This window comes from Spongiactinospora gelatinilytica (assembly GCF_003236385.1).
Classification (GTDB): Bacteria; Actinomycetota; Actinomycetes; order Streptosporangiales; family Streptosporangiaceae; genus Spongiactinospora; species Spongiactinospora gelatinilytica.
Map to the genome: position 1 here is coordinate 1 of NZ_POUA01000198.1, position 13,841 is coordinate 13,841.

The window sequence follows — 13,841 nt, forward strand, 5'->3', positions numbered from 1 at the left end:
GAGGGGGACGCGGTGGACGGGGCTGTTCGGGCCCTCCGAACCGGTCAGTACGGCGGCGCCGTCGCGCGTGTACGTGATGGACTCGGCCTGGTCCGCCGCCGGCATGGAGAGCCTGCCGAGGGAGTTGCCGGACGCGTCGTAGATGTTCGCCGAGAAGTAGGTACGGATGACGTAGCCGGACCCGTCAGGGGCGTAGGCCGCGTCCGTGGCCATCATCGGCGCGGAGCCGATCCGGCGCAGGACGTTGGTCTTTGTGGTGCTGAGCCGGCGCGGCGCCGCGTACACCGAGCCGCCGAACTCCTTGCTCACGATGTAGAGGCGGCCCGTGCGCGGGTTGACCATCAGGCCCTCGGCGTTGCGCGCGCCGTCCTTGTACCGGAAGCGGTAGCGGGTGGCGGGGAGTGTGGCGTCGCGCATTCGGGTGGGTTCGAGGACGCGATAGACGGAAATGTCGGGCCAGGCGCCGTCCATGTTGTCGCCGATGTCGGCGAACCACAGCACGCCGCGCCCGGTCTGCGGATCGACGGTGGCGGCCATGCCCTCCCAGTCTCGGGCCTCCGCGCCGCTCAGCCGGAAGGTCGCGCGGGTGGTGCCGCGCGGGCCGATGGCGTAGAAGACGGGGCCCGCGTCGCTGTCGTTGTGGGTGTAGACGATGCCGCGGTGGGTCGGCGAGGTGGCGAGGCCGCTGGACTCGGTGATCCGCGGGTCCTTGATGCGGAACACCAGCCGTTCCCTGTCATCAGCGGCAGCCCAGGCGAGCCCCGGCGCCGACACGCCCAGCGCCACAAGGAGTACCAGCACGGTCCGTGCGAGTACGGCGAGCGGTGCGGTTGAGGCCGCGCGGATCAATACCCCCATGCCGCCCATCATGCCCCGCACAACCCCCGTCCGCTCGTGACGTGGCCGGAGCCCATCGCCTGGAGTGCGCTCCAGGTCCTTAGGCTTACCCCATGCAATATGTGAATCTCGGCCGCAGCGGTCTTTCCGTGAGCAGGCTCTGCCTCGGCACGATGAACTTCGGACCGGTGACGCAGGAGGACGAGTCCTTCGCCATCATGGACCGCGCCCACGAGCTGGGCATCAACTTCTTCGACACCGCCGACACCTACGGCTGGCAGGCGGGCTGGGGCCGCACCGAGGAGATCATCGGGAGCTGGTTCGCACAGGGTGGTGGCCGCCGGGAGAAGACGGTGGTGGCGACCAAGGTCTACCAGTCGGAGAGCGAGTGGCCCAACGACGGCAGGCTGTCGGCGCGGCGCATCCGGCTGGCCTGTGACGCCTCGCTGAAGCGGTTGCAGACCGACCACATCGACATCTACCAGGCCCACCACATCGACCGGGACACCCCGTTCGAGGAGTTCTGGGAGGCCATGGAGGTGCTCCGGCAGCAGGGCAAGATCCTTTATGCCGCGTCCTCCAACTTCGCGGGCTGGCACATCGCCAAGGCTCAGGAGCGGGCCGAGCGGCGGGGCTTCTTCGGGCTGGTCTCCGAGCAGACGCACTACAACCTCGTCCACCGCAAGGCCGAGCTGGAGGTGCTCCCGGTCTGTGAAAACTACGGGCTCGGCGTCATCCCGTGGAGCCCGCTCGCGGGCGGCCTGCTCAGCGGCGTACTGCGGAAGACCGACAAGGGCCGTACGGCCAACGAGCGGGTGACCGACGAGCTGGACAAGCACCGCGAGAAGATCGAGCGCTATGAGGCGTTCTGTGATGAGATCGGCCACGAGCCGGCGCACGTCGCGCTGGCCTGGCTGCTCAGGCAGCCCGCCGTTACGGGGCCGATCGTGGGGCCGCGCACCGAGGAGCAACTGGCCGACTCGGTCAAGGCTCTGGACGTCGAGCTGGACGAGAAGGCGCTCGCCCGCCTCGACGAGATCTTCCCCGGCTACCAGACGGCACCGGAGGACTGGGCCTGGTAGTCAGGCACACCGAGCACGCGGTCAGGTCAGCAGCGCGCCGAGCACCACGATGAGCACCAGCACGGCGAGCACCGTGGGCAGCAACCACCTTCTGGGACGATCCACGTTACGTGAGCCTAGCCCCCGCCCCGGGTGGTCCCGCCAAGTGGCCACGACTCCACGGTCTCGTACCGCACCCGCGCCCCCAGGTGGCTGCGCACCAGGTGGACCTCCGGGGCGTCCCAGAACATGCCCTCGAACGCCGCCAGCGCGCTGACCAGAGGACGCACGTCGACCTCCGCCCGCGCCCTGGCCACGCTCAGGTGCGGGCGGAACGGCTTCTCGTCCACCTGCGTCGCGCCCGCCCGGCGGGCTCCGGCGGCGAGCGAGGCGGCCAGCTTGGTGAGCCGCCCGACCGGCCCGGCCAGGCCGTACCAGACCACCCGCCCGCGCCTGGCCGAAGGGAACGCGCCCGCCCCGGTGAACGACAGTGTCACCGGCGGGTAGCGGCAGGCGGCGCGGGCCAGCCGTACCGAAAGGCGGGGCAGCGCGCGGTCCGGCACCTCACCGAAGAACGACAGGGTGAGGTGCCAGTTGTCCCTGGTCAGCCAGCGCAGGTCGGGCCAGTCGTCCAGGTGCGGGGCGAGCGCGCCGGCCAGCTCATCGAGCGCTTCCGGCGGTGGCAGCAGCGCCGCGAACAACCGCATGCGAACCCCTCCGGCGCAAGATCGCGTTGGCCAGCAGCACGGCGAGCCCGGTGCCGACCAGGGTCATGATGCCACCGATGACCACGCCGATGCGCGGACCGCCGAGCTCGGAGACCCAGCCGATCAGCGGCGCGCCGATCGGGGCGCCGCCGGTGAACACCAGGAAGTAGATCCCCATGACCCGGCCGCGCATCTCGGCGGAGGTGGCGAGCTGGACGATGGCGTTCGCGGCGGTGTTGACGGTGATCAGGGCGATCCCGGCGGGCACCAGCAGGACGACGTAGGAGATGTACCAGGGGGCGAGCCCGGCCACGATCTGGGTCACCCCGAAGGCCAGTGCGCCGCCGATGAGCAGGCGCCGGCCCGGCCGTACCCGGCGGGCGGCGAGCAGCGCGCCGCCCAGCGCGCCCACCGCGAAGCCGCTGGAGGCCAGGCCGAACGACGACGCGCCCGCCTGGTAGACCTCCTTGGCCATCAGCGCGATGGACATCATGAAGCTCTGCGCGAACATCGACATGAACGCGATCAGCAGAATCGGGGTCAGCAGTTCCCTGCGGTCGAGCACGTAGCGCAGCCCGGCGCGCAACTGGCCCTTGGCGCGCGGCACCGGTTCGGCGGTGCGCAGTTCGGCGCGGCGCATCAGCAGCAGGCTGGCGATCACTCCGGCGAACGTCAGGGAGTTGAGCAGGAAGATCGGCCCGGTGCCGCCGAGGGCGTAGATCAGCAGGCCGGCCAGCGCCGGGCCCACCACGCGGGCCAGGTTGAAGATCGAGCTGTTCAGCGCCAGCGCGTTGGCCAGGTTGTCCCTGCCGACCATCTCGACCACGAACGCCTGCCTGGTCGGGATGTCGAGGCAGGAGATCACGCCGACCAGCAGGGCCATCGTGTAGACGTGCCAGACCTGGGCGGTGCCGGTCACGGTGAGCAGGCCGAGCGTCAGCGCGAGCACACCCATCAGGGACTGCGCGGTGATCAGGATCGGCCGCTTGGCGTAGCGGTCGGCGAGTACGCCGCCCCACATGCCGAGCACCAGCTGGGGGGCGAACTGAAGGGCGGTGGCGACGCCGAGGGCGGCGGCGCTGCCGTTGGTGAGTTCGAGTACCAGCCAGTCCTGGGCGGTGCGCTGCATCCAGGTGCCGACGTTGGAGATGATGCCGCCGGAGGCGTACAGGCGGAAGTTGTGGCTGCGCAGCGAGCGGAACATCCCGCCGTTGCGCTTCTTGGCCGCCGGTACGGCCTGCGCCGTGCCGGACTCGATCGCCTGCACCTCACGCGCGGTGGCTTCCCTGGCCGCGGCCCTGCGACGTGACCACGGACGGTGCGACCAACGACGTACCTTGCCCGCGGCGGCCTCGCGCACGGATGCCGCCGCGCCGGGTTCCTCCGGTTCGTCCTCCGCGAGCTCGGTGGAGTCGTCCACCGCGCCTGAGACGGAGTCGGCGACCGCGCCCGAGGAGGTCAGATCCTGCTGAGCTTCTCCAGAATCGGCGCCGCCGCCCGCAGCACCGACCGCTCCTCCGCGGTCAGTTCTTTCAGGCGCTGGGTCAGCCACGCCTCCTTGCGGCGGCGTTCCTCCTTCAACAGCGCCGATCCGGCCTCGGTCACGCTCACCGAGACCTGACGCCGGTCGGTCGGGTGCGCGGTTCGCACGACCAGGCCGCGCTCGTCCAGCGCGGCGATCACTCGTGTCATTGAGGGCGGCTGCATCTTCTCCAGTTCGGCGAGTTCGCCGGGGGTTATCCCGGAGTGGTACTCGATGGCCGCCAGGGCCGCGAACTGGCTGGGGGTCAGTGAGTTTACGGTGGCCTGCCGCCGCAACCGGCGATTCAACCGGGCCAGCGACACGCGGAGCGCGGACGCCAGGCCGGCGTCGCTGCGCAGGTTCGCGGCGTCGCTCTTGGCTTGGTTCGTTAGCATGAGTCATTACCTTTGCTAACTATATACGCTCTCAACCTATTCCTCCAGGAGTCTTCGCAGCCCAGGCACCTCCCGAGGGTACAGAGACGGCCCGGCACTACGCGCCGAGAAGCGACTTGATCGGCTCGACGGTGAAGTACACCAGGAACAGCGCGCCCACCACCCACAGCAGCGGGTGGACCTCGCGCGCCCGGCCGCGCAGCGCCTTGATCACGATGAAGCTGACGAAGCCCGCGCCCATCCCCGCGGTGATCGAGTACGTGAAGGGCATCAGCACGATCGTCAGGAACGCCGGGATGGCGATCTCGTAGTCGCCGAAGTCGATGTCCTTGACCTGGGTCATCATCAGGAAGCCGACGATCACGAGGGCGGGGGCCGCCGCCTCGGCCGGGACGATCTCGGTCAGCGGCGCGAAGAACATGGCCAGCAGGAAAAGCACCCCGGTGACCACGCTGGCCAGCCCGGTACGCGCGCCCTCGCCGACCCCGGCCGCCGACTCGACGTAGGTGGTGTTGGAGGAGACCGAGCCCGCGCCGCCCGCCGCGGCGGCGAGCGAGTCGACCAGCAGGATCTCCTTGGTGCGCGGCAGCGTGCCGTCCTTGCCGACCAGCCCGGCCTGGCGGCCGACGCCGACGACCGTGCCCATGGTGTCGAAGAAGTCGGCCAGCAGCAGCGTGAACACGAACAGCACCGCCGTCACCACGCCGACGCTCGCCACGTCGAACGCGCCGAACAGGCTGAACTGCCCCAGCAGCGACAGATCGGGCAGGCTCGCGATCTGGTCGGGGATGCCGGGCGCGACCATGGCCCAGGCGTTCGGGTCGGCCGGCTTGCCGCCGACGACCTGCGTACCGAGGCCCGCGATGGCCTCCACGACCACGGCGACCACGGTGGTCCCGAGGATGCCGATCAGGATCGCGCCCTTGAGCCGCCGGGCCACCATGAACGCGGTGGCCAGCAGGCCGATCACGAACACCAAGGTGGGCCAGCCGCTCAGCGATCCGGTCCCGGCCACGCTGAGCTGCACCGGTACCGAACCGCCCGCCGTACGGCGGACGAAGCCCGCGTCCACGAACCCGATCAGCGCGATGAACAGGCCGATGCCGACGCTGATCGCGGTCTTCAGCGACGGCGGGATGGCGTTGAACACCGCCACCCGGAAGCCGGTCAGCACGAGCACCAGGATGACCAGCCCTTCGAGCACCACCAGGCCCATCGCGTCCTCCCAGCTCATATGGGGGGCGATGGCGTAGGCGAGGAACGCGTTCAGGCCGAGCCCGGTCGCCAGGGCGAACGGAACCCTGGCCACCACGCCCATGACGATCGTCAGCACGCCGGCCACGAAGGCGGTCGCGGCGGCGACCAGGGGGAGGTTCGGGGCGTTGCCGTCGCCGAGGTACTGGCCGGTGCCGTCGGCCGCGGCGCCGATGATGATCGGGTTGAGCACCACGATGTAGGCCATCGTGAAGAAGGTCGCAAGCCCGCCACGTACCTCGGCGGCCACGGTCGAGCCGCGGTCACTGATCTGGAAGAAACGGTCGAGGGCGCCGCGAGGGCGGGCAGGGGCGAGGGTGGTGGTGTCGTTCACGGGCGCAGCGTCGCAGTCACAATCAAAGGGAAAAAGGGGGACATAGGGTGTTTGATGGTACCGAGATGAACTCGTAGCTCGCCCACCGCCTGCCCGCGTGTCGCCTAGGCTGGAGCGTGTGAACCCGGCACCGCGCTCCGAGCACACCCCGGCCCCGCCCCAGCGGCCGGAGCTGGAGCCGCTGCGGACCGACGACACCAAGGCGATCCTCGCCGGCATGGCCCTCTGGGCGGTGGCCCTGGTCGTCCTACTGGTCGCCCCGCCCGCCGGGGCCGCCGCCTGGTGGCCCTGGACCTGCGTGGCGGGACTGGTCGGCGGGGTGTTCGGCCTCTGGTACATCCGCCGCCGCGATCGCGTCGCGCCCACCATCCCGCCGGACGAGCAGCCCATCGAGCCCAGCACCGCCGTCCCTCCGGCGTCCGGGTAGCACAAGAGCGGGTCCCGCCGTGAGCGCGATCACAGGTATGGCCTGTCACACCGGTCGCCGCGCGCCCATCTGTCTGGGTAGCGACGAGTGATACGAGGGACCGATCATGACTCGACTTGACGAACGGCCGCCTGCCACCGCGACCCGCCCACGCCGCAGGAGAGGGCTCCGGCGCTGGGTGCTGGGCGTGCTCGCGGTACTGGTGGCCGCACTGCTGTTCGGCGCGTACGGCTGGCAACCCGCCGAAGCGGACTTCCGCTCCTCCTACCTGGCGAAGATGGGCTCTCGATACGCCGACACCCCGATCGCCCGATTCCACTACATCAAGGCGGGCACCGGCTCGCCGGTGATCCTTATCTCGCCCGGCGGAACCTCGGTGATCGGCTGGAAGGAGCAGGTCGGCGTACTCGCCAAGGACCACACCGTCTACGTCGTCGATCTGCCGGGCCAGGGCTACACCAGCCTGAAGGACCCCGACTTCGGCTACGACCTGGACGCCATGACGTCCGCCATCGGTTCCTTCATGGACGCCGTCGGAGTGCGGCAGGCCGCGCTGGCGGGCAACTCCTGGAGCGGCGGCTGGGCCCTGGCCTTCGCCCAGCGCCACCCCGACCGGGTCGCCAAGCTGGCCCTGCTGGACGCCACCGGGCTGGACCTGCCGGGGACCTGGATGTGGGAGGCGCTGAAGGTGCCGGCGGTCGGCGAACTGGCGGTCAAGCTGGCGTCCGGGCGCTCGATGGCCCGGTCCACGGCCGAGGCGATGATGGTCAACAAGAAACTGATCACCGAGGACCTGCTGGACGAGTGGTGGGCGCCCTCGACCTTCGAGTCCAACATCCGTGCCACGGTACTGCTGGAACGCCGCCTGGACTGGTCGAAGACCGAAAGCGCCCTCCCCTCCACCAAAACCCCGACCTTGGTGCTGTGGGGCAAGCAGGACACCGTCCAGCCGGTCGAACGCGCCCAGCGCTTCGCCGACCTGCTGCCCAACGACCAGACCCACATCCTGGAGGGCTGCGGCCACGCCCCTCAGCTCGACTGCCCGACACCGGTCAACCGCCACCTCCAGACCTTCTTCACCGACTGACCTGACGTTCGCGCGGCCATGGCGGCGGCCGTGACAAGGGACGGCGGAAAGAGCGGCCCGCCGTCCTGCGGACGCCGCAGGAACAGCAGCAGCACCGCGCACATGGTCCCGGCGAACGAGAGCAGGCCCAAGGTCAGGGCGATCCCGCCGTGCAGCGGTTCCAGTGCCACCTGCGGCCGTCGGTCAGGCAGATCGGGATCAGCAGCAGCGACGTGATCGCCGCGACCTGGTCCCCGCCGTCGATGATGTTGCTGCTGGTGGAGAAACTGAAGCACACCCACCAGTGCGGAATCGCCGACAGCCGGGGCCGCCATCCGCCGGCCACCCACACCAGTACCACGGCCGCCGCCGGCTTGGCGGCGGTGAGGGCTCCGGTCGTCGGCGGGACCAGGCAGAACAGGCCGATCCGATCCGTCACCCCGGTGCACACACGCCCCTCGTGCAGGTACTCCTGCGGCATGCTCTCCCGCTTACCGGCCCAGGCCCAGGGGACGGGCTTCTTCCGAAGCAGGGTCACCGGGCCGCAGAAGCGGGGGCCTCGATTCGGTTCACGACGGTCACCGCCTTGGCGAAGTCGGCGGCGTCGATGCCGGTGAGGCATCCTTCGGTGTCATCGGCGCCACACGGGGTCCAGCGGCCCGACGTGCTGTCCTTGACCAATGTGGAGATCTCATACTCCTCCGAGCGCATCATCCGGTCGGCGCCGAAGAGCCAGACGGCGTCCGCCTGGGATCTTCTGGACAACTGGACGTGAGCGCCACCGCGCAGGCCCATGACCTTGAAGGTGTAGCCGCGCGGGCTTTTGGTGAAGAAGGCCCAGCCCTGCGGGATCACGTCACGAAGGGGCTGGAAGCTCTGCCGGCTCGACTCGGGGACGAGAGCGTTCCGCACCGATCCCAGGAACACCGCCAGCACGACGAGCCGTCGACGAACGACGAGACGGCCCGCTCGTAGTCGGCCGGGGAGATCCCGGGCGGCAGTTCGACGGTGGCGTCCACCTCCTCCGCCACCGGCCCGACCCCGAAGAGGACGCCGCCGACGAGTTCGGTGGTGGAGTGCGCGGGGGCCGCGGCCCGTGCCGGCGCGGCCACCGGGATCGAGGCCGCTCCCGCTCCCGCCGTCGCGGGCTGGGCGGGCCCGACCAGGCAGGTCGCCGTGAGCGCGGCGATCAGCGCGATGGTGGTGGGCTGTTTCTTGAGTCGCGAAACCAAGCTCATGACACCCTTCTCGGGTTCGTGCGGCGAAAGCCACGATGACTGGATCTTGCGATGGGCCAGAACGATGAACGGCCGGCGGTCACGATTTCGGCCATGCGAAAAGGCCGGCCTGGTTCTGGTCCCGCTCTATGAAGTGCGGCCCGTCAGAGCCGCCACGGCCTCAGTGGCCGGGCCCGGCCGCTTCCTTCTTCACATACAGATCCCCGTAAAGGAAGTGGATATCGGCGTGTCTGCGCATCACGTCGTGACACAGGTAGGCGATCCACTTGCCGCTCTGCACGCCTTCCATTCCGACCTGATCGCACCACCCGCTTGCGCTGCCCCCGAAGTAGGATTTCTCGAAGGTGTATCCGGGCGGAGGCTCCCAGGCCGTCGTGGCTGCCGCCGGGGAGAGCGAGGTTGATGCGAACGTGAATGTGAATGCCGCGACGGCGGCCAGTCAACTGATTTTGCGCATGGCGAAGTTCCTTTGGCGGTCGTTGTTCGGGCATGACGGAACGTCCGGCCGATCATGCGCGGGGGCGCATGACGGCAGCGGGCCGGTGCGGCGGCCAACGGGTGAAAGGTGGTAATCCGAGATGGGCGCGAAGTCGACGCTACGGCAATTGCAGTGGCTCGGACCTGCAATGCCACCGGACGCCCGCAGGTGCGGCTACGGAACACCCGGCATTGGGGAGCACAAGGTTCTTTCCCCGTTTGTCGTACATGTCTTTATACGCGTTACCGGCGATCATGTCCATGATCTCTCGGTCGCGAGGCCGACACGCGGGGTGATCGAATTCGGTCAGCCGCCCTGGGCGTCGAGGTCGGCTTCGGCCAGGAGAAGGGGGACGGCGTCGGGGTCGCGGAGCAGGGCGGCCACGGCGAGCCGGTCGCCCCACTGGCCGGTGGCCCAGGCCAGCCCCCTGGCCAGGCCGTCCACTCCGGAGGCGTGGACCACACCCTCGTGGAAGCGCCAGGCCGCCACCACGCCGTCCACCAGCAGCGTCTCGTGCTCGACGTAGGTCTGCGGGGCGGCCGGGAGCAGCGAGCGCACCTGCGGCGGGACCGGGCGGGTCTGGCCGGACGAGGTCACCGTGCCGGTGACGGCCTCCCCGGCCAGCTCCAGGTCCAGCAGCTCCGACAGGGACTCCGCCAGGTCGAACGGGGCGAGCACGAGCGGCCGGCCGGCGACCAGCGGCAGCAGGTCGGGGGCCTCCACGACCACCGGGCCGCCTTCGTCGGCGTCGGCGTCGGCCACCACGATCTCACCGTCGAGCACCGCGCGCACGGCACGCGGCGGGGCCACCCGCTCCGGCTCCACCCCGGCCAGGGCCGTCCACAGCGCCCGCAACTGGGCGCGGTCCACCGGCCGCTCGGGGTCGGCGAGCAGGTCGAGCAGTTCTTCCGGGCCACCGTGCCCGGCCAGCAGGTCGGACAGGGTGGCACGGACGCCGATCATGGCGAGGGCGGCGGCGTCGAGACCAGGCGGGGCCTCGCCGTACAGGCCGTACAGCAGGGCGTCGGCCCCGGGCACCCGCAGCGAACTGGGCAGCCGGCCGCCGAGCACCGGATGCGTGCGCAGCCACCACGCGGTGTACGAGGGGACCTCCACGACCTCGCCCCCGGCCAGCACCCGCAGCGGGGCCAGCGCGGCCCGCAGCGGCGGGCGGGTCAGCAGGGCGAGCGCGGCCGGCCAGTCGGCGACGTATTCGAGGTCGCGGATCGCCGAGAACTCCGGCGCGACCGGCGGCACGTCGAGATCGGGCAGCAGGTCGAGCACGGTGTCCAGCCAGTCGTCCTCACCGTCGAGGTCGTGGTCGCACTCGTCGGGGTCGAGCAGCACGTCGGCGTCGTTGGCCACGGCGAAGCCGTCCAGCACGCCGGCCGCGGCGAGCACCCGCGGGCCGTACCGCTCGACCAGCTCGGGCGCGGCGGTGCCGAACGGCGCGTCGTCGAGGTCGACCACCGCGGCGAGCGCGCCCTCCTTCAGAAGCAGCTCGCCCGCCGGGTACAGCTCGCCGTCGGCGCCGCGCAGCGCCAGCTCCGCCAGCCACGGCGCGTCGCCGGGGGGCAGCCCGGCCGCGTCGACCAGCGCCAGCACGGCCTGCGCGACCGGCTCGGAGTCGGGGCTGTCCAGGGACTCCGAGACCGCGGCCTTGGTCAGCGGGTCTTCCAGCACGGTGCGCGGGGTCGCCTCGGCCGCGCCGAGCCGCAGCAGCACCGGGTGCGCGGCCTCCGGGTGGACCACCCGCAGGCCGAGCGGCACCAGCACGGCCGGGTCGAGCGACGAGCCGTCCGACAGCAGCAGCGTGCCGCGCGGGCCGCGGACCAGGCGGCCGTCCGCGAGCGGCACCGGCAGCGAACCGGCCGCCTCGGGGTCGTCGGCGGGCAGCACGTCGTACAGAGACCGCCACCAGGACGGGTCCTTGTCCTCGACGGCCTCGCCGGACAGCATGTCGATCACGTCGGCGAGGTCGATCCGGCGCGCCCCGAGCGTGATCAGCGCGGGATGCCTGGGCGGCCAGTCGGCCGGCAGCAGGCCGGGCACCATGGGCGCGACCAGCTCCAGGAACTCCGCGGACCCGGCCACCACGGCGGCCTCGCGGCCCGCCACGACGAGCCCGTCGCCACCGGCGGGCGGGGAGAGCGCGGGCAGCAGCGGGGCGTCGGGCAGCCTGCGCAGGATGGCCCGGCGGATCTCGGCGTCCAGCTCGCTCTTGCCCATCAGGCCCGGCACCAGGTCCAGCACCTTGGGGCTGCGCGGCAGCGACTCCAGCAGCTCGACGTACAGCTCGGCGGCGCGCTCGATCAGGAACTCCGCCAGCGGCCCGCGCGCCACGTGCCGCCGGTCGGTGGCCATCGGGAAGCTCGCGATCAGCAGCGCCGGGAGGTCCAGCGGCTCATCGCTGGGCGTCGGCGCGTGGACCACGCCGGGCACGGACGCGGGCAGCGGCCCCCCGGACCCGGGCACCGCCCAGCGCACCTGCCAGTACGGCCGGGCGCGCTCCTCGGTCGGCCGGTCGGCGAACAACTCGGCCACCTGCGCGGGCGTGAAGTCGCCGGACGCGGACACGACGTGCCACCCGTCGGCGGCGACCGTGCGCAGCTCGCCGTCCAGCTCGACCTCGATGGCGGCCAGCGCGGGCATGCCGAGCAGCAGCGCGGGGCTGGTCTCGGCCAGCATCCGCCGCACCGCCTCCTCGGCGGTCTTGTCGCGCAGCGGCAGGCGTACGACCGTGTCGAAGCCCTCGGGCACGTCGATCGCGTCGGCGGGGAACGGCAGGCGCAGCAGCGGCACGTGCCCGCCGCGCTCGGCCAGCACGCCCGCGAGCGCGGGCTCGGCCGCGACCAGCTCGGCGGTCTGCTCACGCGACCAGCGGACCGCGCCGCTGGCCCAGGACCCGATCTCCGGCGCGTCGCACACCGACACCACGGCGGCGAAACCGACGCCGAACCGGCCCGCGGTACCGGTCTGGTCACGTTTGGCGGACACCCGCAGGGTGGACAGGCCCTCCACGCCGCCGGAGTCGAGCGGCGCGCCGGTGTTGGCGGCGATCAGCACCCCGTCGCGCAGCGTCAGCCGCAGCCTGCCGGAGACACCGCCGCGCAGCGCCGCGTCGGCGGCGTTCTGGGCCAGCTCCACGATCAGCCGGTCGTGGTAGCCGCCGAGCGCGAAGTCCTCCTCGGCGTTGGCGTCCTCGCGGAACCGCGCCGGTGAGGCCGACCAGGCGGCCAGCACGGTGGCGCGGACGCCGGCGGTGTCAAAGATGTCGGTGATGTCGCTCATGCAGGTGCCAGCTCACGATCTCGTCGGGGGGGTGTCGAGGGCCGGGTGGCGACGCTCGCGGCCTGCCCCGCCGCAGGGCGGGCGTGCCGTACGGCGGGCAGGCCGGTCACGAGTGACCGAGCGGCTCCGAGGCCGACTCGTCCACCGAACCGGCGAGGTCGGGCGCGGCCTCCTCTTGGTCGGGCTTGTCCTCCATGAGGTCGAAGCCCAGGTCGTCAAGGATCGGCAAGGTCTGCTCGATGGGCGGCGGCCCGGCGGGCGCCTCGGAGTGGGCGCCGCACCCGTGGTCGGCGGAGACCACCCGGCCGTCGTCGGGGGCGTATTCGTTGGCGCACACGCCGAACCCGAGCCGCAGCACGCCCGCCAGCGGCCAGTAGAACCCGCAGGTCGAGCACTGCGCGGGCGCGGCGTGCGCGATCGGCGTGTGCGGGCCGGACTCCCCGGAGTGCCACCGCCGCACCGCGCGGTCGCGGCCGCTGGGCGAGAGCACCCTGGCCCGGCCCAGCCCCAGCTCGAAGATCATCTGCCGGTCGGTGTCTTCTGCGGTCTCGGTGAAGCCGGGGGCCAGCCGGTCGTCGTCGGCGGACGTGGGCAGCAGGTCGCCCACGCCGAGGTCGCCGGGACGCAGCCGCTCGCTCCACGGCACCCACTCGGGTGGGAGGAGGGCGTCGGGCCCCGGCTGTAGCACGGTCTCGCTGACCGTGACGACCTTGGCCCGCGAGGCGCGGGTGACCGTGATGGCCCACCGCCAGCCCCGGTAGGCGCGGTCGAGACAGACGAAGGAGTGGGTGCCCGTGCGGTCGGCCTCCGCCTCGAACCCCAGGTGGTCGCCGACCTCGCCGGGCCTGGCGATCTCTTCGGCGGCCGCTCGGGCCAGGTCGAGCGCCGCCACGCAGGCGGGATCGGCGGGCGGGACGCGGGTCCGGGTGCGGCTCACGAGACCACCCCCGCCTGCCGCCGACGCTGCGGGCCGCGCGGGCTGATGGTGTTGGCTCGCCAGTTCACACTCCATTTTCACCCATCGCGAGCGGTGCCGACGACGTGCCCCGCCCATACAGGTCGTCACGCGGCGTGTCGCACGGCCTGCCGTACCGAACAAGGCGGGCGGGCTTCGGGTAAGACTGGATGCGTGAGAGGTGGCTGGGAGCAGGCGCGGCGTACGGTGGGCACCGCCGCGCGCAGGGTCGCAGGGTCGGCCGCGGCCGCCGGACGGGCCACGATCCGCATGGGC

At 71.6% G+C, this 13,841-nt stretch carries 15 protein-coding genes; 3 read left to right on the forward strand and 12 right to left on the reverse strand.

Translation table 11 applies throughout. From position 1 onward, the window contains the following. On the reverse strand, positions 1–858 hold an 858-nt coding region (locus C1I98_RS23090; protein WP_233508099.1), incomplete at its 3' end, for a hypothetical protein. A gap of 92 nt (positions 859–950) precedes the next feature. Here C1I98_RS23090 and C1I98_RS23095 point away from each other — a divergent pair. Continuing rightward, positions 951–1,919 (forward strand): aldo/keto reductase, encoded by a 969-nt coding sequence (locus C1I98_RS23095; RefSeq protein WP_111169524.1) that lies wholly within the window; start codon positions 951–953, stop codon positions 1,917–1,919. A 21-nt stretch (positions 1,920–1,940) separates the two neighbouring features. On the opposite strand, the gene C1I98_RS45085 is transcribed toward C1I98_RS23095, so the two are convergent. The 5 genes from C1I98_RS45085 to C1I98_RS23115 all read right to left on the reverse strand — a co-directional run bounded on the left by C1I98_RS45085 (position 1,941) and on the right by C1I98_RS23115 (position 6,110). Next, positions 1,941–2,072 carry a hypothetical protein gene (locus C1I98_RS45085; RefSeq protein WP_267898064.1) on the reverse strand — a complete coding sequence of 44 codons (132 nt, stop codon included), beginning with the start codon at positions 2,070–2,072 and terminating at the stop codon, positions 1,941–1,943. Then, the gene (thpR, locus tag C1I98_RS23100) at positions 2,036–2,605 is read right to left on the reverse strand and encodes an RNA 2',3'-cyclic phosphodiesterase (RefSeq protein ID WP_111169525.1); all 570 of its coding nucleotides are present in this window, start codon (positions 2,603–2,605) and stop codon (positions 2,036–2,038) included. Before thpR ends, C1I98_RS45085 begins: the two co-directional genes overlap by 37 nt. Next, positions 2,559–4,025, reverse strand: a complete 1,467-nt coding sequence (locus C1I98_RS23105; protein WP_233508100.1) for an MFS transporter — start codon at positions 4,023–4,025, stop codon at positions 2,559–2,561. The genes thpR and C1I98_RS23105 overlap by 47 nt, the downstream gene beginning before the upstream one ends. Before the next feature lie 38 nt (positions 4,026–4,063). Next, positions 4,064–4,522 (reverse strand): MarR family transcriptional regulator, encoded by a 459-nt coding sequence (locus C1I98_RS23110; protein WP_111169526.1) that lies wholly within the window; start codon positions 4,520–4,522, stop codon positions 4,064–4,066. A 97-nt stretch (positions 4,523–4,619) separates the two neighbouring features. Further along, positions 4,620–6,110: an NCS2 family permease gene (locus tag C1I98_RS23115; RefSeq protein WP_267898065.1), complete on the reverse strand. Its 1,491-nt coding sequence runs from the start codon at positions 6,108–6,110 to the stop codon at positions 4,620–4,622. A 118-nt stretch (positions 6,111–6,228) separates the two neighbouring features. On the opposite strand from C1I98_RS23115, the gene C1I98_RS23120 reads away from it, so the two are divergent. After that, positions 6,229–6,537, forward strand: a complete 309-nt coding sequence (locus C1I98_RS23120; protein WP_233508101.1) for a DUF2530 domain-containing protein — start codon at positions 6,229–6,231, stop codon at positions 6,535–6,537. A gap of 106 nt (positions 6,538–6,643) precedes the next feature. Further along, on the forward strand, positions 6,644–7,624 hold the full coding sequence (locus C1I98_RS23125; RefSeq protein WP_111169527.1) for an alpha/beta fold hydrolase: 981 nt from the start codon (positions 6,644–6,646) through the stop codon (positions 7,622–7,624). Positions 7,625–7,757: 133 nt separating this feature from the next. On the opposite strand, the gene C1I98_RS23130 is transcribed toward C1I98_RS23125, so the two are convergent. From C1I98_RS23130 to C1I98_RS23150, 6 genes are all read right to left on the reverse strand, one after another. Next, entirely contained in the window at positions 7,758–8,141 is a 384-nt protein-coding gene (locus C1I98_RS23130) for an HTTM domain-containing protein (protein WP_111169528.1), read from the reverse strand. After that, on the reverse strand, positions 8,138–8,458 hold the full coding sequence (locus C1I98_RS23135) for a hypothetical protein (RefSeq protein WP_111169529.1): 321 nt from the start codon (positions 8,456–8,458) through the stop codon (positions 8,138–8,140). The genes C1I98_RS23130 and C1I98_RS23135 overlap by 4 nt, the downstream gene beginning before the upstream one ends. Further along, the gene (locus tag C1I98_RS23140) at positions 8,455–8,841 is read right to left on the reverse strand and encodes a hypothetical protein (RefSeq protein WP_111169530.1); all 387 of its coding nucleotides are present in this window, start codon (positions 8,839–8,841) and stop codon (positions 8,455–8,457) included. Before C1I98_RS23140 ends, C1I98_RS23135 begins: the two co-directional genes overlap by 4 nt. A gap of 160 nt (positions 8,842–9,001) precedes the next feature. Then, positions 9,002–9,130 (reverse strand): hypothetical protein, encoded by a 129-nt coding sequence (locus C1I98_RS45090; RefSeq protein ID WP_267898066.1) that lies wholly within the window; start codon positions 9,128–9,130, stop codon positions 9,002–9,004. A gap of 495 nt (positions 9,131–9,625) precedes the next feature. Further along, on the reverse strand, positions 9,626–12,610 hold the full coding sequence (locus tag C1I98_RS23145; RefSeq protein WP_111169531.1) for a sacsin N-terminal ATP-binding-like domain-containing protein: 2,985 nt from the start codon (positions 12,608–12,610) through the stop codon (positions 9,626–9,628). 106 nt (positions 12,611–12,716) lie between these two features. Next, entirely contained in the window at positions 12,717–13,547 is an 831-nt protein-coding gene (locus C1I98_RS23150) for a DUF3027 domain-containing protein (RefSeq protein ID WP_111169532.1), read from the reverse strand. Positions 13,548–13,841: the final 294 nt, after the last annotated feature.